At 43.3% G+C, this 19,642-nt stretch carries 17 protein-coding genes; 8 read left to right on the forward strand and 9 right to left on the reverse strand.

Going from position 1 to position 19,642, the window contains the following annotated elements; translation table 11 throughout:
- Positions 1-171 precede the first annotated feature (171 nt).
- The 4 genes from BJP34_RS24860 to BJP34_RS49405 all read right to left on the reverse strand — a co-directional run bounded on the left by BJP34_RS24860 (position 172) and on the right by BJP34_RS49405 (position 4,304).
- Positions 172-1,278, reverse strand: coding sequence for a 50S ribosomal protein L11 methyltransferase (locus BJP34_RS24860; RefSeq protein ID WP_070394660.1), 1,107 nt, complete (start codon positions 1,276-1,278; stop codon positions 172-174).
- Positions 1,279-1,461: 183 nt separating this feature from the next.
- Entirely contained in the window at positions 1,462-2,580 is a 1,119-nt protein-coding gene (locus tag BJP34_RS24865) for a NarL family transcriptional regulator (RefSeq protein ID WP_070394661.1), read from the reverse strand.
- Between the two features lie 530 nt (positions 2,581-3,110).
- Positions 3,111-4,133 carry a glycine betaine/L-proline ABC transporter substrate-binding protein ProX gene (proX, locus tag BJP34_RS24870; protein WP_070396866.1) on the reverse strand — a complete coding sequence of 341 codons (1,023 nt, stop codon included), beginning with the start codon at positions 4,131-4,133 and terminating at the stop codon, positions 3,111-3,113.
- 39 nt (positions 4,134-4,172) lie between these two features.
- Positions 4,173-4,304 carry a hypothetical protein gene (locus BJP34_RS49405; RefSeq protein ID WP_267876368.1) on the reverse strand — a complete coding sequence of 44 codons (132 nt, stop codon included), beginning with the start codon at positions 4,302-4,304 and terminating at the stop codon, positions 4,173-4,175.
- Between the two features lie 331 nt (positions 4,305-4,635).
- Between BJP34_RS49405 and BJP34_RS24875 the strand changes: the two genes are divergently transcribed.
- From BJP34_RS24875 to BJP34_RS24900, 7 genes are all read left to right on the forward strand, one after another.
- A complete protein-coding gene (locus tag BJP34_RS24875) occupies positions 4,636-5,556 on the forward strand; it encodes a thermonuclease family protein (RefSeq protein ID WP_070396867.1) in 921 nt (306 codons plus the stop codon).
- A 491-nt stretch (positions 5,557-6,047) separates the two neighbouring features.
- The gene (locus BJP34_RS24880) at positions 6,048-6,809 is read left to right on the forward strand and encodes a class I SAM-dependent DNA methyltransferase (protein WP_070394662.1); all 762 of its coding nucleotides are present in this window, start codon (positions 6,048-6,050) and stop codon (positions 6,807-6,809) included.
- A 63-nt stretch (positions 6,810-6,872) separates the two neighbouring features.
- A complete protein-coding gene (locus BJP34_RS24885) occupies positions 6,873-7,793 on the forward strand; it encodes a hypothetical protein (RefSeq protein WP_070394663.1) in 921 nt (306 codons plus the stop codon).
- Between the two features lie 328 nt (positions 7,794-8,121).
- Positions 8,122-8,283: a hypothetical protein gene (locus BJP34_RS44445; RefSeq protein ID WP_158517461.1), complete on the forward strand. Its 162-nt coding sequence runs from the start codon at positions 8,122-8,124 to the stop codon at positions 8,281-8,283.
- On the forward strand, positions 8,280-9,704 hold the full coding sequence (locus BJP34_RS24890; RefSeq protein ID WP_070394664.1) for a pyridoxal phosphate-dependent decarboxylase family protein: 1,425 nt from the start codon (positions 8,280-8,282) through the stop codon (positions 9,702-9,704). Before BJP34_RS44445 ends, BJP34_RS24890 begins: the two co-directional genes overlap by 4 nt.
- Positions 9,705-9,712: 8 nt before the next feature.
- On the forward strand, positions 9,713-10,375 hold the full coding sequence (locus BJP34_RS24895) for a class I SAM-dependent methyltransferase (protein WP_070394665.1): 663 nt from the start codon (positions 9,713-9,715) through the stop codon (positions 10,373-10,375).
- Positions 10,376-10,962: 587 nt separating this feature from the next.
- Positions 10,963-11,625, forward strand: coding sequence for a class I SAM-dependent methyltransferase (locus BJP34_RS24900; RefSeq protein WP_070394666.1), 663 nt, complete (start codon positions 10,963-10,965; stop codon positions 11,623-11,625).
- A gap of 220 nt (positions 11,626-11,845) precedes the next feature.
- On the opposite strand, the gene BJP34_RS24905 is transcribed toward BJP34_RS24900, so the two are convergent.
- The 4 genes from BJP34_RS24905 to BJP34_RS24920 all read right to left on the reverse strand — a co-directional run bounded on the left by BJP34_RS24905 (position 11,846) and on the right by BJP34_RS24920 (position 17,171).
- Positions 11,846-12,745 carry a class I SAM-dependent methyltransferase gene (locus tag BJP34_RS24905; RefSeq protein WP_070394667.1) on the reverse strand — a complete coding sequence of 300 codons (900 nt, stop codon included), beginning with the start codon at positions 12,743-12,745 and terminating at the stop codon, positions 11,846-11,848.
- Entirely contained in the window at positions 12,726-13,604 is an 879-nt protein-coding gene (locus BJP34_RS24910) for a TauD/TfdA dioxygenase family protein (RefSeq protein ID WP_070394668.1), read from the reverse strand. The genes BJP34_RS24905 and BJP34_RS24910 overlap by 20 nt, the downstream gene beginning before the upstream one ends.
- A 29-nt stretch (positions 13,605-13,633) precedes the next feature.
- On the reverse strand, positions 13,634-14,920 hold the full coding sequence (locus BJP34_RS24915) for a cysteate synthase (RefSeq protein ID WP_070394669.1): 1,287 nt from the start codon (positions 14,918-14,920) through the stop codon (positions 13,634-13,636).
- Between the two features lie 502 nt (positions 14,921-15,422).
- On the reverse strand, positions 15,423-17,171 hold the full coding sequence (locus BJP34_RS24920; RefSeq protein ID WP_070394670.1) for a diflavin flavoprotein: 1,749 nt from the start codon (positions 17,169-17,171) through the stop codon (positions 15,423-15,425).
- 329 nt (positions 17,172-17,500) lie between these two features.
- Between BJP34_RS24920 and BJP34_RS44450 the strand changes: the two genes are divergently transcribed.
- Positions 17,501-17,650 carry a hypothetical protein gene (locus BJP34_RS44450; protein WP_158517462.1) on the forward strand — a complete coding sequence of 50 codons (150 nt, stop codon included), beginning with the start codon at positions 17,501-17,503 and terminating at the stop codon, positions 17,648-17,650.
- A 20-nt stretch (positions 17,651-17,670) separates the two neighbouring features.
- Here the strand turns inward: BJP34_RS44450 and BJP34_RS24925 are convergent, their stop codons facing one another.
- Complete coding sequence (locus tag BJP34_RS24925) at positions 17,671-19,389, reverse strand: diflavin flavoprotein (RefSeq protein WP_070394671.1); 1,719 nt, start codon at positions 19,387-19,389, stop codon at positions 17,671-17,673.
- Positions 19,390-19,642 lie beyond the last annotated feature (253 nt).

The following is a 19,642-nucleotide window of genomic DNA, read 5'->3' on the forward strand; positions in this document are numbered from 1 at the left end:
TATTTAACTAGCAAAATTTTCTGAATACGGCCTATTTCCCCTGCTCCGAACGCGCAGCGTCTGGCTCTGCCAGTAAGGTTGGCCCACGGCCTTAGCTCCCTTTGCCAAAGTGTTTATTTAGCATAACAAGTACGGAAGAGCCACCAAATCCAGCTTAGCTAGACTACTAATTTAGGAAAACAGCACGCTTTTCGAGCCTTTATGCATGTGTTCTACAGCACCCATATTGAAAAGAGCAGTCTGTTGAGCACCTGTGCCAACTCGGTATTTGAACTCGACCACATTCAATCGCGATTCCTCGTGGTTTCGGCGAACAGTGATTGTTCCCTCCACCTGATCACTAGGTGCTACTTTGAAGCTCTCTTTGAGTGGATATAGTTGCTGACCCCAGTGGTTGTAAGCGTTCCCTGGTCCTGTGTCTAGAACCGTTCTATTGGGAAAATCTGTGGTGAACCACCCGAGAAATCCTTTAATTTCAGCATGCTTGTTTACAGTAAACTGAAAATCCTGGCTGAACTGGACGAGTGCAGTAGGATCCACCGTTGCACAGTCAAACTCAAGCACTCGCTGTGGATCTGAGGCGAGATTATCTGGGGACAAGTAGTTGACACGGATCGCGTTCCTCAAAAAGTGGTCTGACAAGTCTTGCTCCAGCTCATCTGTGAAGCTGGAGTAGTCTACATCAAGACGCTGAAGATTAGTCACCGTTTCCTTCCATTCTGCTATCTCCTTTTCAAGCTTGGCTCTGACAAAATGGGTGTGATCGTGGTCGCTAGTCGGCGCGTACAACCCAAGCAAAATTGTGCCATGAGAAGGCAACAGCAATCCTCCCGGCTTTAGCCATTTGTCGCGAGCATAAGCTACACTGTCAAACGTCGATTCTTTGAGTAAAAGGCTACCCATCCACTCACTGACGATCACATCGACTGGCTCAGGGATCTCGACTTCCTCAATTTTTGAGTTGAGAACTGTCACTATATCTGACAGGTTTGACACCTGAACCAACCGCCTGGCAAGTTCGGCAGCATTACCAGCCTCCACCCCATAAACACGTTTGGCACCTGCCTTCGCCGCCCAAACAGACAATACGCCTGTTCCAGTGCCTACATCAAGGACAACTTTGTCTGCAATTATTTCCGACTTGTGTTCAAATATAGCCGAATGATAAGCTTCCATCCTTACCATGTCTTCTAACATGACTTTGTGCGATCGCATTGAGCCATACAAATCAAAGTATTTAAAAGCCTTCTCAGGCTGGCTGGGTTGTGAGATTGTCATTTCAAGGCTTCTTTGCTTTTAGAATTAAAGTGAATTTGGTTGGCTGTTAAGACTCAAGTAGGTAGGTCCAAAAAATCGAAAGTAAATTTGTCGGCGAGGGTTTAGCTAAGATGCTCACTATTTAAACTGTTTCATTCTTTAAAAAACTGCCCTGACCATCTGCGTTTATTTATGCCCACCTACTTAGAAGTATGACTTCAATGTGCCCCGTCTGCGCACATCACAAGTTGAACAATGCAATCCTCCACCAAATATATAGTGATCTTTAAAGTCTACCAAAATTGGTTTGAGTCCAATCTCTTTAAAAAACTTGATCGTTGGTTCTTCACTCTTTTCCACAACCACTCGTTCCTCATCAATCATCAGAATATTCATAGAAAGCCAGCGGCTGGACATATGAAATTCGGCGTTTGCCACGCCTCTAGGAGGATAAAGAATCTCCCAGCCTCCCTGCTTAAACATCTCTAGGATATCGGGTGAGATGCACGGACGATCGGGGCAAGACAAGACACGCCCTGGGCCGATGGGAACCCAAGTTGCATCCATATGTATTGGGCTTGGATCACGAAACTTGACTGTGTGGACTTGGTACTCCGAGCCAAGATGCCTCTGCATCCACTGAATTCCCAAGTCATTAGTGACTTGGCTTCTCTGGGCCAAAATGTCTCTGCCGAAGCGAGTGAAATCAGCTGCATCGAAGCAAGGTTCCGACTCGGTGGTAATGAAGCGACCATTAAGAGGGCCGACGCTATCTGGCACAGTAGATTCCCCCCGGAAAAGGGCCATATCTTCTTCAGGATAGTCCCAATCGTAGAGAGCATCAGACATTTTTGGCTTGGGAGCCGCTGTCCAGCGTGCCCCCTGCTGGAAGTATTCTTGGATTAAGGGACGATAGCGCAAGAACTCGAAATAGCGGCATCTTTGAGACATGGGCGCTTCGATGATTTCGTCACCCACAACTAGCAAGACATCCCTCACATCAGCATTAAAGAACCCTGGTGATTCAAAATAAGGTGTTTTAAAGATACGATGGGCATAATCAACAGATTCTGGTCTTCGTACAATTACACCTTCTCCTTCGAGTACTTCTTGAAGGTTATCGAGAGCTTTCGCTGCCTTCTCGACTAATTCTTTAGGGTAGGGTCGTCCACCGTACTGCTGATAGAAGCTCCAGTACTCCTTTCGTATAAATGTCTTCATATCATGGGTTAAAACAGGTGCTGTAACCCCGTCAATAGTTCCAACAATTATTTCTTCGAGAGGGTCCCATTCGTTATAGCTACAAATCAAGGAGTTGTTCATCTTAACTTATCATCTATGGGCAGATTATGGATATAATTTTGGCACTAAAAACCATAAACTCGGAAGCATATGTGCCATTGAGCTTATTCTAGTTTTTTTAGCATAATGAGGCACACAATTTTTTTTCCTGTTACCTCTTCCTATACTGCTAGGGGTTAAGGGTGGGTTTCTTTTACCTGTTCCATAAAACCAGGAAAATTTTACCTCACCAACTTGAAACAAGTTATATCAAACTAAGGAGTAAGTTATTTTTGCTTCAGAGTGTATTGTACAGGGTAATCGCATCTAATTTGGATCTAATTTGGTATAATTGTAAATCTTACTTAACAAACGACAGGGCGTATAAGTAGAATCCTTGTATTTCCTCGGGGTTTTCCCAGAGCGGCTCTTGAAGTTAACCGTTGGATGTGCGAAGATTTCCATTCTCTAGTCAGAGACTACCCTAATCTTTTTTGACTCTTTTGGCGCTTACCCCCCTTCACTACTACTCTTTACTACCCTTGTCACCCTTTAAGGCGAAGCGGTTGAATCTAGGTCGAATCACCTCCTGCCTTTTTTGCTTCTTCTACCCAGCTATCAAACAACTCTTGATGATTTTCAACCCACTCTTTAGCATGGCGACGAATATCTTCTGGACTGCTCTCACCCTCTTTGATCTTTAGACTTTCAACATTAATGTCCTCAGCCGGAATTTGAACGAGTTCAAACCAACGCTTGGCAACTGGGTTAGCTGCCAAAAATTTCTTGTTAGCAACAATGCGCTGGCGATCGACAGTAAATCCAAGATTTTTTCCGTTTACAGAGGTGTCTTTTTCAGTTAGATTTTTCTGGGATTCAGGAAGAGAGGTAAAGGGAACTTCTAACCAAATTATATCTTGATTCGGTTTTAATATTGTAGATATCCAGTGAGGATACAACGCATAGTATAAAACGCTTTCTCCTTGCTTGTAGCGAGTCATAACATCGGCGAGTAGCACGATATATTGTCCTCTAGTGTGTTCAACGGTATCTTCTAGTCCGTAAGCTTTGAGGTGATGATCGACTATCACTTCGCAAAACCAACCAGGATCACAACCGATTAAATTAGCTTTACCATTGCCGTCTGTATCAAATAGTTTCGCAATCTTTGGGTCTTTAAATTGTTGTAGGTTAGTAATGTTATATTTATCAGCCGTTTTTTTATCGATTTGATAGCCTTGTATCACATCAGGAGTAATAACTCCAACTCGCTCTAATTTTTTGGTACCCCCAGCATTATTAAAGAATTCTCGATGTGATATTTCATAGTTTATAGTACTATAATCTAGCTCGCCATTAGCCACAGACACATAAATGATCGGATAGCTAATTTCTTTCGGTTCTTCGATTTCATAACCAAGTTTTTCGAGACCAATATTGACGATTTGGGTTTGAAACTGTTCCTCGACCCAGTTACTATGGGCAGAACGAACTTTAGTTTTTTTTCCAGAGGACGTTGACTCACAGGCAACTGAACCCATTAAGCAAGCGATCAGAGTCATTCCTAACGTAAGTTGTCTCAATTGTCGTTTCATTAAATCCTCTACCAGAGTTTTTATCACCAAGTCTTACCATCAGTCATAACTATAGCAGTTTTTAATGGGGTAGGGAGTAGGGAGGGTGGGGAGATGGGGAGATGGGGAGATGGGGAGATGGGGAGATGGTGGAGATTTTAAATAAAGGTATTCTGACATGATATCAACCAAAATACTATCTCCTCAACTCTACTTATATTGTTATATTTAGGTGTAATTTTACTTATCTAGCGTCTTTAATAGCTATGAAGTACACAAAATTTTTTACCTGCTCCCTGCTCTCTGCTCGCTGCTCGCTAATAAAGGAGCCTTAACCAGCATCAAACTGGAGATGAAACTCCACTGACTCAACTAGATTTCCAAAAACGTGATATCCTATTATCCTATAGTAAAGGTCAGAAAAACAGTTATCTCACACCCATTATATCTTCTGGCGCTGCACCTCAAACAACAAGCAATTCTAATCCCTCATTTCATGGTTAACCAACAAAGAGGAGAGGTAATGAAAGGTACAGTCATCAAAAATCTCAAACTGATCAAAGTTGTTGACGGTGACACCATCAAGATACTCTTGAATAATGAGCAAGAATCAATTCGGTTTGTTTGTCTTGACACAGAGGAAAGTCAGCGCGCTGGCAGTAAACCGATAACCAACGCTGGCATCCTGGCCTCACAATGGGCGAAGGAGTATTTCGGGGCAAACGAGCAAGGGATACCGAATCAGGATGTATGGGTGGATCTTGAATTCGACACCAACGATCCGGTGGAGGTTTGCCTGGTCAAACATCGCGGCAATTATGGGCGATTGCTCTGTTATATCTACAAAGCCGGAGAGCAGGAGAATTTCAATCTGCGCATTGTACGGGAAGGCTGGAGCCCTTATTTTGTCAAATATGGATCGTCGCGCCTCTATCACCGCGAGTTTATGGAGGCGGAGGCGGAGGCTCAAGCCAAAGGCATAGGGATTTGGGATCCAGCTACCAATGCTGGTGGAAATAGCAGAGACTATACCACCCTGATTCCTTGGTGGTATTTACGAAACCAGGTGGTAGAAGACTACCGTAACGCAGGCAGTGAAGCCGGGGTGCTATCAGTGCGTCTAAACTACGATCAGATCGTAGAAGCGGCTAAAGCTGGCAACCAAATCACGGTATTGTGTGACCTGCAAGGAGGGATTAATAAATGGCCTGGTAATGGTGCTCTGATCTACGCTGGGTCAAGATTTCACCGGTTTAATCTCTGGATTCCCGATCGGGATTCCGAAGCCGCTCAAACCATCTTGGGACTAATTGAAACCCGCTATGCCAAATCCGGTCGAGGCTATGTGTATGTCTCTGGAACTGCTAGTCTCTATCCTCCCAATCAGGATGGGAAGCCTCAAATCGTAATCACAGATGCCAAGCAACTAGCTGATTTCCCCTAAGCTATCAGCTATCAGTTATACCAAATCCGCTTCTCAAAACCCCTTTATAAAAATCAAGCAAATTTTTTTATGCCAGGAATCTAGGGCTATGGGAATAAGGGGGGTATGGGAACAGGATTTGGTATTATCAGCTAATGGGCTACTTCACAGGCTAGAAGCCTGTGCCACGCACGCTACGCGAACGAGGTTTATTTTAAGGATTAGGCTGACTGACAGCTGAACGCGCACGGGTGAGCTTTTAGCTCACGCCTCAATGCTTACGGATTCCCAAAGATGGTATGATCATATTTGACTACTATAATTTCTGTGGATTTAGGGTTTCTGCGCTGATAGGAATATATCGAGAAGTGTAGAAGATAAACATTGATCGAACAGACGAATACTTTTCAAGGATTACCTTATTATCGTGCTGAAATCTGGTTTAGTGAATTTGTATACTGCCCCCACGGGGTAAGTTCATTTAAATATACAATTCTACAGAAGGTTAACTAATGAAACAAAAGGGTTATACTGTCACATTTCCAAATACAGATGAAAATTTAATTCGAGCCGAAGAGTATTTTATCTTAACCGAAAATGACCAAGAGCAAAAACTGAGGATTCAAGATTATAAACAAAACTACAAAATTCCTGGTTTATATGAATATGTTTTAGTCGATTTGCTAAAGTATAATACACACAATATAATTAGCGAGATCTTGATAAATGAAGTTACCAAATCCCAATCCCTTGCTTCTGAATTATCGGTTTTAGATTTAGCTGCAGGAGTTGGTTTACTTGGTCAATGTCTTAAGGATAAAGGTATCACTTCAATTGTAGGAGCAGATGTGGTTATAGAAGCGGCAGAAGCAGCTAAACGAGAACGACCAAATGTTTATAATAAGTATTATGTTGAGGAATTTCCTAATGTAACTAATGAAGTTCATAATGAGTTAAAAAATGCCAAGTTTAACTGTTTGATCTGTGCTTCTGCCCTAACAGGAGGATTACCGGCTTCGGCATTTGCTTTTGCCTATAATTTAATTGTTGATGGAGGCTGGATAGCGTTTAATCTTAGAGAAGATTTACTTGATACTCAAAGCCAGCATAATGGTGGTCAAATGTTGGCAACCATCATTAAAGAAGGTATTTTATCAGTCAAAGCTAAACAATCTTATCAACATCGTCTGTCTGTTAATGGTAATTCCCTCAATGAGCTAGCATTAATAGGAGTCAAAATATCAGATATTCCTCAAACAATAATTAGTGATTAATACCTAGATAATCCTTTTGTATTTAATTTATTTTTAGCTTTTTTTAAGGTGAATGTGAAGGAGATGAATAGAGATTATTATAGACCTTTGACTCCCAAAGCAGATGCAACTGGTTATCTGCTCAAGATGATTCCCCAGTTTATTGACGAATTGTTACTAAAGTATGGACAAGATGTAGAATTTAGAATTGCTGATATCGGTGCAGGAACAGGTACATTGGCAATCCGTATTGTTGAGGAAGCTATAAAACGGGGAATAAGTTACTGCATTGTCTATGCTGTTGAACCAGAAGAAAAAGATGTGGAAGTAGGCATCAGTATCTGTCAAGAAAATGGGTGTTATTACGAAAGTACTAAAAGCTTGGGTGTAGCTTTCAAACAAGAACCCTATACAGAAACGACTTTTGAACCTCAGTTTCTGCATGGCATTATCTGCAATCCCGGTCAGTTTATTGCTCCCAAAAAAATTGGCGATCATTTGCCTTCTTATGGTCAGACTGGAGATGAATTAGGATTGAGAAGATTAGAGGTATTTGTTCGCAATGCAGCAATTCACTTATTTCCAGATGGACTTTATTGCGGACAGCATTTATCCCCTGCTAAAGAAGGTGATCAGATCGCTGCTCTGGAACTAATACAAGATGCTTTTGGCTCTGATGCAGAGGTTCGATATCACGACAAAATCTTACCCAGAATCACGAGTCAGGAGTTTATGAAAGGCGAATTAGCCTCCTTGCTTGAAGATTGCCACTGGAGGGATTATGCCCAAAACTGGATTGACGATTTCTCAGTTAAATTTCCCTGGTTAGCCTCTGTGGCTTTTATTGCTTGTCCTACTGGAGGAGGAGGAAAAATTACGAATACTAGTCAACCATCTTACGATCCATCCCTAAAAATTGAGGATAGAATTACGATTCAAGCTACCACCGTTCGAGAAATCAAAGAACTAATTGACAGGAAAAATTTTGGGCGGGTTAACAAATAGTACACCTTGCCATAAATACATTGCAGGATATAGTTGAGTTTAGACTTCATTGTGATTAGTCATTGGCTACCGCAATATTCTAACAGCTAGTGGAAAATAGTCCGATCTGGAAGTAGGGATTAGGGAGATGGGTAGATGGGTAGATGGGTAGATGGGGAGATGGGTAGATGGGGAGATGGGGAGATGGGGAGATGGGGGAGATGTTTATTAAGGGTAATTATCCTGACATGATATAAACCATACTATGTCCTCAACTATACTTTCCTGGCTACCAATAGAATAATTAAAAATTTTTTTTTTGTGATTGCTTTAATATCCAAAACCTGTTATGATTGATATCATTGCCGCTTGTTTGCATTACACAAATTCTAGTATAGCTGTCGATCATCTCTTCATTTATAGCATTTTTTATAGTAATAATATAGAGTCAATTTTACCAACTACTATCCCTACTCCCTACTCCCTACTCCCTACTCCCTACTCCCTATGAAAGATACAGAAACAACCCTGACTAAAGCCCTTGCCATAATTCTCAACTATTTAGACGCTAATTTAAAACCCGATCCCAAAGTCGTTAATTATCAAACCGCTAATGATCTTAAGGAAAAACTCGATTTAACCTTACCCGATGAGGGAGTGGCCTTAGAAGCGTTAATTCCTATAGTAGAATCTTACCTGAACTATAGCGTTAGAACCGGTAGCACTCAATTTTTTAATCTACTTTTTAGTGGGTCTAGTATTCCGGGAATTATAGCCGACATGGTGACCAGTGCCACGAATACTACCATGCACACCTATGATGTCGCCCCAGTAGCCACCCTGATGGAAATAGAATTGATTAAAAAATTGACCAGTTTAGTGGGGTTTAATCCAGGTGAAGGGTTGATGGTAACTGGAGGAAGTAATGCTAATCTGATCGGAATGCTTTGTGGACGACATCAAGTTTTACCAGAAGCTAAATTGCAGGGATTGGGGAATCATCAGTTAGTCGCCTTTGTTTCCGATCAAGCTCATTATTCCTATTTAAAAGCTGCGAATTTGTTAGGGATTGGCATCAAAAATTTAGTCAAGGTTAAGTCTGATGTGGATGGCAAAATGATTCCCGAAGCACTAGAAGCTGCCATTCAACAGAGCTTATCAGAAGAAAAAACACCGTTCTTTGTGGGTGCAACTGCCGGTACAACTGTGTTAGGAGCGTTCGATCCGTTACCGACCCTTGCCGAAATTACTAGGAAATATGGCTTGTGGCTGCATGTGGATGCGGCTTGGGGTGGACCGGTTTTATTTAGTGAAAAACACCAGCATTTGTTAGCAGGTAGTGAGTTAGTTGATTCCTTTACTTGGGATGCTCATAAGTTAATGGGAGTTCCTTTAATTTGTTCGGCTATTTTAGTGAAAGAAAAAGGACTATTGTCAGAAGCTTGCTCTGGGGGAGGTACCGATTATCTATTCCATGATGATGAAAATAATTTCTATAATTTAGGGACTAAGTCGTTACAATGTGGTCGGAGAGTAGATGCCCTAAAATTATGGCTGTGTTGGAAATACTATGGCAAAAAAGGTTATGAGCAGCTGGTCAATCATTTATTTGACCTAGCTAATTACGCCACCGAGTATATCCGCAGTTGCGATAATTTAGAATTAATCGCTGAACCACAATTTTTGAATATTTGTTTCCGTTATATCCCCAAAGATGAACAGCTTGACTCTACTGGGTTAGACCAGCTGAATCTAGACATACGCAACCGATTATTTCATTCGGGAACAGCTTTTGTAAACTATGCTCATTATCAAGGTCTGGTTATGATTCGGTTAATTCTGGCTAACGCTGAACTGCAAAAAGCTGATTTAGAAAGCTTTTTCCATAATTTACTTGATGCTGGTAAACTATGTGAAGGTGTTAAAGGATAGAAGAAATAATGAAAGATAGCAAAGAGTTTTACGAAGGGATGGGATTAAAGTTTATGGATCCTCAAAATCAAACTGAAGGAATCAGGGAGTATATGGAGTTAGAGGATGACTTTATACTGAAAACCTTTGAAGGAGTGGATAGTGTTCTGGATGTAGGATGCGGTGAGGGACGTTATATTCGTAAGCTTGCCCCCATGGTAGGAAAGATCACAGGAATTGATTTTTCACAATACCTTGTAGCCTTAGCTAAAGACTCCACGTCTACGTTTAATAATGTCACCATTATAAACGGAAGAGCAGAACAGTTAACAACCCTGGTCCAAGAAACGTTTACTTACGGGTTACTGGCATGGAATACCATTGGAAATATTCCCCAACAGCTTCATCAAGCTATTTTGGATAACCTGGCAAAATTAGTAGATAAAAAGATATTTATCTCTACGTTTAAATCTAACCAAGACGTCATGGATGAGCGCTTACGCTATTATGCCAAAACGGGTTTTAAGGTAGAAAGCATCGATGGCAATCAAGTAATTTTAGAAGGGGGATTGCATCATGCTAATTCTTACTCTTTTAGCTATTTCCAGGAGTTGCTTGAATCGGCAGGATTTTCTATGAAAACTCATGATTTGGGCTTTGTTGGTGTGATGATTGAAGGAACTAAACAATAACTTGACTGAATGAGATTTTACAGGGAGCATGTCAGTTGTGTTAATTCCTGATTCAGATACCCCATTATCCCCCTTAATAAGGGGGACTTTTGAATCTAATTCCTGAATATAATTCCCCCCTTGGTTAAGGGGGGTTAGGGGGGATCTATGTACCTAATTACAAAGGTGACATGCTCGAGATTTTCCCCACCTTGAGGAAAATCTCAACAATCACAACAGGGGTTTAAAGGTCAGATTTAAGTCCTATGGGTTAGACCAGCTTAATCTAGACATACGCAACCGATTATTTCATACTGGAACAGCTTTTGTAAACTATGCTCATGATCAAGGTCTGGTTATGATTCGGTTAATCTTGGCTAGGGCGTGTTTTCAAAGTTTTCCGCAAGATATTAGATCCCCCCCAGCCCCCCGCGCGGAAGGGGGAGCCATACTCAAAGTCCCCCTTTTTTAAGGGGGATTTAGGGGGATCTCCGAGGCAAGAAGACACGCCCTAACCCTGAACTGCAAAAAGCCGATCTAGAAAATTTTTTCCATAATTTCATTCATGCTGGTAAACTAGGTGAAGCTCTTAAAGGATTGAAGAAATAATGAAAGATAGCAAAGACTTTTACGAAGGGATCGGATTGACTTTGCTCGATCCTCAAAATGAGACAGAAGGAGTCAGGGAGTATCAAAAGTTAGAAGAAGAATTTATTAAGAAAACCTTTGAAGGGGTGGATAGTGTTCTGGAGGTAGGATGTGGTGAGGGACGTTATCTTCGTCATCTTGCCCCCCTTGTCGGCAAGATCACAGGAATTGATTTTGCCGAACAATTGGTAAACATAGCTAAAGAATCAACTGCCGATTTTGATAATGTAAACCTCATTCTCGGAAGAGCGGAACATTTAACAACTCTGGTTCAAGAAACGTTTACCTATGCTCTACTAGGATGGAATACCATTGGCAATATTTCTCAAGACGTTCATAAACCTGTTTTCGATAATCTCGAAAAACTAGTAGACGAAAAGATATTTATTTCCACTTACAAATGTGGTCAAGACGTGATGGATGAGCGCTTACGCTTTTATGCTAAAACCGGTTTAAAAGTAGAAAGTATCAATGGCAATCAAGTGATTTTAGAAGGGGGTTCCCATTGTCCTAATGCTTATCCTTTCAGCTATTTCCAGGAGTTGCTTGAATCTATAGGGTTTTCCATGAAAACTCATGATTTGGGCTGGGTTGGTGTGATGATTGAAGGAACTAAAAAATAAGTTTACTGAATGAGATTTTACCGGGAGCATGTCAGTTTTGTTAATTCCTGATTCAGATCCCCCGTTTCCCTTAATAAGGGGGACTTTTGAATCTAATTCCTGAATCTAATTCCCCCCTTGGTTAAGGGGGGTTAGGGGGGATCTATGTACATAATTACAAAGGTGAAATACTCCCGATTTTCCCCACCTTGAGGAAAATCTCAACAATCACAACAGGGCTTTATTCAGATTTAAGGTCATAGACATATACCGTAGCCTCCCCATGGGAAGCCCGCCCCGCAAGCGCCCCATTGATTAGCTCCTTTGCAGAGCCATCCCCTAGCACCGCCTCGACCTGAGCCACAAACTGACTCATTTCAGCAGGTGTCAGCAACGCAAATGCCACATCTGTTGAGCGCCAACCAGGGTCGAGGCTTAGCCTCACCATCTGTTCATCCTGGGCTTCAATCCAGTGGGATTCCCCTGGGGTTACATTACCGGTGATTGTGAACCCCATTTTCTCCATCAGCGATGTGAACCAAACACCCTCTGTTAGGGACCAGACCGAATCCAGACGCTCCCACGCTGATTCTGGAAAGAGGTTAAAATGCCAGTAAGCTTGACGACGCTGCTCTCGGCTAGTAGTGACAAGTACAAGTCGTCCACCAGGTTTCAGCACTCGTTTGGCTTCCGCGATCGCCCGCTCACATTGCTCCGTTAAAGACGTTGAAGTTTGGGCTGAATGCACATCTTCCCCTCCAAGGTGGTGTAGCACTTGGGCCAACAGCACTAGCTCAAAGGAACCGTCCTCAAAAGGAAGCTTGGTGACGGAAGCCACCTCAAAGCTGGCATTGTCCAAGTCTTGACAATGTTCTTTGGCAATTGCAATCCGCGCGGAATCTGTGTCAATTCCCACGACTTTATTGGCCACCTCAGCAAGGTATCGTGCGTGCTGCCCTGTGCCGCAGCCAGCGTCTAACACCACATCTCCTGGGCGGACAAATCCCAAGATCTCTTTTACCCCAAAGGGGCTCCGTGCTTGGTTGTATTGGGCCGCTGACTGGTCTGAATTGTTGTCGCCACCAGCCTGATTGTCATCTTGCTTCAGGTAGTGCTCGATATTACATGGTTTCCTTGGCATCCCCTGTTTCCCCTAGATAACGCTCTGTCCGCAGATCGGGGTCGTGAGCCACCACCCGGTGCATTCGGCGCAGGCCAAGGTAGTCTGCCCTAGCCAGGTGCTGCACTCCAAAGTTGTCCCAGATCACCACATCCCCCTTAGTCCAGGAATGGCAAAGAACCTGGTCTGGACGGTTGGCTTGCTCAAAGACGCGGTTCATAAGTTCCGTACTCTCCTCTTCCGACATTCCTACCAAGGACACGGTGAAATTTGGGTTCAGATAGAGCAGTGGAACACCTGTGTCGGGATGCTTAATCACTGCCGGATGAATAGCCTGCACGTCATTAGTCACATCATCCGGTCGGTTTACCCGGCCATAACCCTGCTTGAGAGAGTGGAGAGCGCTGATACCATGCAACTGCTCCCTTAGTTCTGGTGAGAGATTGCGGTACATTTGGTTAGCATTTTGGAAGCAGGTATTACCACCGCTAGGAGGCAGGATAAACCCACATAATACGCTGGCCCGGGATGGGTTCATTCGCCAACTCATATCTGAGTGGAACAAGAATGAATCCGCTGGAATCCCCGTGTCACCCATGGTTTCCAGAATTTGCACCTTGCCAGTGCTGTCTTTGGGTGCGTTTACTGGGTGGTAGTTTTCGATCTTCCCGAAAAGCCCCGCCAACTTTAACAGACTTGCATCAGCTTGGATTGGTTGATCACCGAAACTGCCTCCGTCAGGAGGGATGATCACTACCCCATTTTCATAGAGCAGCTCTCGAATGCGATCGCATTGTTCTGGGCAATTAAGATCAACATTCGTCAGCTTCACCCCAAACGGTTTGAGTTGATCGACTGCAAGAGTGGATAAGGTTTTCATGGATATTAGACTGTTTAATTGGTAAACCGTTATGATACACTGGTCATGCTATGTTCCAGAAAATCAGGCTCGATCTCTTCAGGTTTAAAAACTAAATCAGGTTTGAGGTAGTGTAACGGATAATCTTGGCGCATCCGTTTATAGCCTCCACTAGTAATATTGAGCACAATGGTGTCCTTTTTACCTATTTTCCCCGCTTCAACTGCTTGAATTAAAGCACCAGTTGCCACACCGGCAGCAGGACTAACATCTATTCCTTCCAATTCCTCAAATAAAGCCCTTGCTTTTTCTAATTCCTGATTAGTCACACCATACATTTCTCCATCAGTATCAGCCAATGCTTCATAAACCCCTCCCGCAAGAGAGTAAGCTGGGTTTCGGTTGGTAAGTACCTTAGCAGAAACCTGACTAATGGATTTTTTGGCTTCTATTTCGCTCAAAGCAGTAATTTCTCGCTTACCCGCTTTCCAAGCATCGGTCATGGGGGTAAAAGGAATGTTTTGACACAGGTGAAGCTTCATTTTTTTGTTGCCAAATCTCCCATCTGCTAAAAATCTGAGATTGGCTTCGTAAGCTGAAATCCCACCAGTACCGGAACCGACAGCTTGGAAATAGTGATCAGGAATTTCCCCAATGGTGACTGTAGCATCCACAACCGTTAGCCCCATGCCATCCCGTCTGGCTACATTTTTAGCTCCTCCTTCCGGAAAGAAACCCTCTAATTGACTGATAATTTGTCCGATACGAATCGCATCGGAGTAGTCACCATTCCCACCAACAGCGATTAGACGAACACAAGAATCAAAGGGATCCTTTGACCAGATGGCGGATAAATTTTGCTCTGGAATCACCAAGCAAAAGGGGATTTTCAGCTTAGAGCAAACCGTAGCAAACGCTCGGCCCGTATTTCCAGCTGAAGCAACGACTAGGGTTTTGGGGTTATCCTCTGGTATTCTAGCTAATATAGGGAAAGCTTCTAATTCTTTAAACGAACAAGTCGAAAGATGAGCATCTCGTTCTGGCCAGTAGCCATTGAAAGAAATGAAAAGATGATCTAATCCGAGATGGTGAGCCAGATTTTTGCTTTGATACGTAATCGGTTTACCATCTGCCTCTAAGTGTCGATCAACCGGTAGCCAATCGATATATCGGAATAAACCTGGGAGATTCTCTTTGACTTCTAGCTTTTCGTTAGCATAGACAGCACGCAGAAGGGATGGCTCATGTTTCTCGTCACAGCAAAGGCGGAAAGGGTCTGGTTCATACTCTTTTCCACACAACGTGCAACGGAGGATATATTTGAGTTTAGACTTCATTGTGATTAGTCCTTGGCTACTGGAACATTCTAACAGCTAGTGGAAAATAGTCCCATTTGGAAGTAGGGAATAGGGAGTAGGGAGTAGGGAGTAGGGAGGGTGGAGAGATGGAGAGATGGAGAGATGGGGAGATGGGGAGATGGGGAGATGGGGAGATGGGGAGATTTTTATGAAGTATAATAATCGTGGCTATAGTTTTAGGGTTTAAAAAAAAAGCGATACTCTTTCCTGAGCATCACTTGTTTTAGGTCTATAGCAGTCGAATTCAAAGTTAAGACATAGTTCTATTCGGGAGCATGTCAGATCCCCCTAAATCCCCCTTAGTAAGGGGGACTTTTGAATATAATTCTTTTTTAAGGGGGGATCTATTTAGTAAGGGGGACTTTTGAATATAATTCCCCCCTTTTTTAAGGGGGGTTAGGGGGGATCTATATACATAATTACAAAGGTGACATGCTCCCTTCTGTTCCCTGTTCCCTTTAAACCAAAAAACTATGTCCTATTAATAATAGGTTCCCGACTTACGATGATGCAGGGCAGTTACTCCATCAGATAGCACCTTACCATTCTTAACTACCCCATAAACTAGCCAATGGTCACCACATTCCATCCGATTTTCTACAGTACATTCCAAATAAGCTAGGGCATCAGTTATAATTGGGCAACCATTGTCTGCTTCTTCGATCTTTATCCCACCAAATCGGTCTTCACCAGGACCAAAGGGTTTGAGAAACTGCTTCATCAAGGGTAAATGTTTCCCATCTTCTAACACATTCAAGACAAAGTTATCTCCAGTGTGCATCAAAGACTCAACTGCTCGTTCTTTAGCTACCGCTACGGTTAACCCTGGAGGGGTAAAGGTAGCTTGAGATACCCAGGAAGCTAGCATCGCTCCGGTCAGGTCTTGTTGTTTAGTAGTCACAACACACAGTGAACCAATCAACCGTCCCACCGCTTGCTCCGTGCGAGCAGCGGAAGACTCACCAGCAGGTTGCTTGGGTTTCCGGGCTTTTTTGGCTTTTTTCAGGGCTTGAGCAAAATCTGTACCAGCTTCTTCACAGTATTTGAGGTCTTTGTCTGTAGGCTTAAATTTAACCCGAATCGTCTCAAAGCCAAACTTGTAACCGGCATCCCGGAACTTATTTTCTAATAGGTCAATGGCTTCCCCACTCCAGCCATAGGAACCAAAAACACCCGCTAGCTTAGTTTTCGTAGCGCTAGATAAAACCATACCCAAAGCGGTTTGAACCTGGGTTGGTGCGTGACCTCCTAGGGTAGGAGAACCCATGATAAATCCGTCTGCTTTCTCCACAGCATCGCCAATCTCTTCTGGATCAGCTGCTTCACAGTTCAGGGATTCTACGGATACACCAGCTTTCGTGATACCTCGTGCGATCGCTTGGGCAATCGCTCCAGTATTGCCGTAAGCTGAGGCATAAATTAGGGCAACATTGGCCTCTTGAGCTTGTTGTTGCTTACTCCATTTCCCATAAGACTCAGTTAGTTCTTGAAAGCCATAGCGCACCAAGGGGCCGTGACCGGTAGCATAAAGCTTAGCATCAAAGTCTGCTAATTTAGCTAAAGCTGTTTCCACCTGTCGGGCATGGGGTGCCATCAAGCAATCAAAATAATAGCGTCGGTCTTCGTTATAAACCCTCCAACCTTCATCCATTACCTGGTCTCCACAGACATGAGCACCAAATAATTTATCTGTAAATAGGATTTGAGTTTTAGGATCGTAGGTACAAAGCTGATCAGGGAAACGGGGATTAGGGGTAGGGATAAAGTCTAGGATGTGACCTTCACCTAAATCGAGAGTATCATCCCCTTTCATCACCAGGATTTTGAGCTCCTGTTCTGGAATAGCTTTATCTTCTAGTTTCTCAAACAGAGTGCGCAAAGATTTAGCACCAGGATTGGAGCAAACAAAGGTAATCTCAGGAGCAAGTTTGAGCAGGGCATTCAGAGTAACCAGACGATTGGGATTAATGTGACCGAGAATGACGTAATCGATCAGCGTCGGGTCAAGGCGTTCTTGTAATGCTTTGAGAAACACCTCTGTAAAGGATTCTCCTGGTGGATCGAATAGGGCGATTTGATCAGCTCTAATTATAAAAGAATTAGCCGTGGTGCCTCGTTGCAAGGCATATTCGATTTCAAATTTGAGCCGGTCCCAAGTACGCGATCGCAATATGAGGGTATCGGTAGCAATATAGAGAGGTTGGACGTCACGGGGTTTTGTAGTGTTCATGGTTCAAGTTAGCCGGTTAAATTTATAGCTTTTTTAATTTGGTGAGGTACACTTTTTTGGTATTTTAGGGAGCAGGGAGCATGGAGCAGCTAGCAGGGAATAGAGAGGAGTGAAAAATATGTGTACCTCATTAATGTTATAAATGCTAGAGTATTTAACTCTTAAGGAACACATTTTAAGGAACACATTTTAAAACCGAAACCCCAGCAAGGATTTAAGATTTTCAATAAAAATGTGTTTCTTACTAGTGTTGCGCTTTGGCGCGATCGCCCCTAGGCGCGCAGCTGAGATCTTGCACCAGTACAAAAAAACTTAATAACGGAACGGAAGTGATCACAATCAATTTCAGTACGGAAAGCGATGCAGCGCCTTCATGGGGGGGTTTCCCCCATGAGCGACTGCATCAACAGAGAGTTAAATTTTATCCCTGTTCCCAGATCCGCTGTTCCCCGTTCCCTACCTTTACAGGTAAATTTTAAAGTTGGTGCAAGATGTAGGTTTAGTAATGATTTCCAACTTTGCGATGGTGGATAGCAGTCAGAGACTCTGGCTTAGAAACCCGTCCGGTCTCAACGGTAGAGTAAACAATCCAATGATCACTACACTCCATACGGGTAGTAACTTTACACTCTAGATAAGCTAGGGCATCGCTCAGAATCGGGGAACCGTTTTCTGCGGTTTGTGTATTCACCCCTGCAAAGCGGTCAGCACCAGGTTTAAAGCGCTTGAGGAAGTGTTTCATTAAGTCTTGGTAGTTGCCTTCTTCCAGTACATTGAGTACAAAGCGGTCTCCCACTTGCATCAAGGATTCAATCGCCCGGTCTTTGGCTACAGCAATGGTGAAACCGAGAGGCTCGAAGCTAGCTTGGCTGACCCAAGAGGCTAACATGGCACTCTTGACATCCCCTTTCTTGGCCGTGATGATATACAATCCACCACTGAGACGACCTAAAGCTTTGTCTAGGTCTGTATCTAGGGATTTCATGTTCTTGATCAAGCGATCGCGACTCAGCCATTGCCCCATGTCAGTACCGGCTTCTTCACAAAGCTTGTAAATGGTTTCACTAGGAGTGTCTTTGATCCGAATTGCAGGAAAGGCTTCTTTGAGTCCTAGGCTTCTAAATTGAGTACGTAGGGGGTCAATGGGTTCATCATCATCGCCATAGGATTCAAACAGACCAACGGATTGCTTGGATTTGACTGCAGCCAGTACCGTGCTAACTGCTGCTGTAGTAGTGCTGTTTGTGGCTGGAGCCATGCCAATCACTATGCCAGCCGCACGGTTAACGGCTTCCTGAACCTCTTGGGGGTCAGCGGATTTGAGGTCCATCATCTCCACAGCAATCTCAGTTTTGGTAATGCCTAGGGCGATCGCTTGAGAAATGCGATCGCTATAGCCATAATCTGAGACATAAAACACAACAACGGATTTTTCTGCCTTGGCCTTGGCTTGACTCCAGTCGCGGTAATTTCCTACCAGTTCTTCTACATTGTGGCGCAGTAGAGGACCATGACCATTAGCAATAGTAGTCACCTCTCCCAACTTATCCATCCGCTTGAGAGCAGATAGCACTGAACGGGCGTTGGGAGCCATCAGGCATTCGTAGTAAAATCGATAATCTGCTTCGATAGCGCTGAGGTTGTCATCATAGGTGCTAGCAGAGCAGTAGTGCATGCCAAAGACATCACAAGTATACAGCACCTTAGTCCCGGCATCGTAAGTGAGCATGGTGTCAGGCCAATGGAGATTAGGGGCATTAACAAAATCCAGGATATGCCCATTGCCTAAATCCAGCTGATTACCACTTTTGACAATTTGGCGCTGAAACGGTTGATGTACAAAGTCTTCCAGGAACTTGATTGCCACTTTTGAGCCCACCACAGTAATATCTGGAGCCAGTGCAAGGACATCTTTTACTAAGCCACTGTGGTCTGGTTCGGTATGGCTGATAATTAAGTAATCAATATCGGTAGGGTTAATTAGTCCGGTTAGAGTATCTAAATATAGCTGGCGGAATTTTTCATGGGAGGTATCGACCAAGGCAATTTTCTCACCCCGAATCAGATACGAGTTGTACGTGGTGCCGTTTTGTAGTCCAAATTCGATGTCGAAGCGATCGCGATCCCAATCCAAAGAACGAATAGTTGTGGTATCTGGAGCAATCTCGCTAGTCTCTATGGTTAGCCGCTTTTGAACCCGGTCAGTGAGTACTACCATCCCTTTACTCCTTTATCAGCTATTTTTAAGATATGTAACTTTTCTTTATTTTTACACAAATATCTTCAAAAGCTGGATTTAAATATGCTATGGCTCTGATTTAGGATTGGTTATAGTTCCGTTATCACAAATAATATCAAGTCAGGTTGAATACCCATAATTAGAGGAAGTGTGGGGAGATAGGGAGATGGGGAGATAGGGAGATGGGGAGATAGGGAGATGGGGAAGGTGTTTATTAAGGGTAATTATCCTG

Origin of the sequence: Moorena producens PAL-8-15-08-1 (assembly GCF_001767235.1) — a bacterium.
GTDB classification, from domain to species: domain Bacteria; phylum Cyanobacteriota; class Cyanobacteriia; order Cyanobacteriales; family Coleofasciculaceae; genus Moorena; species Moorena producens_A.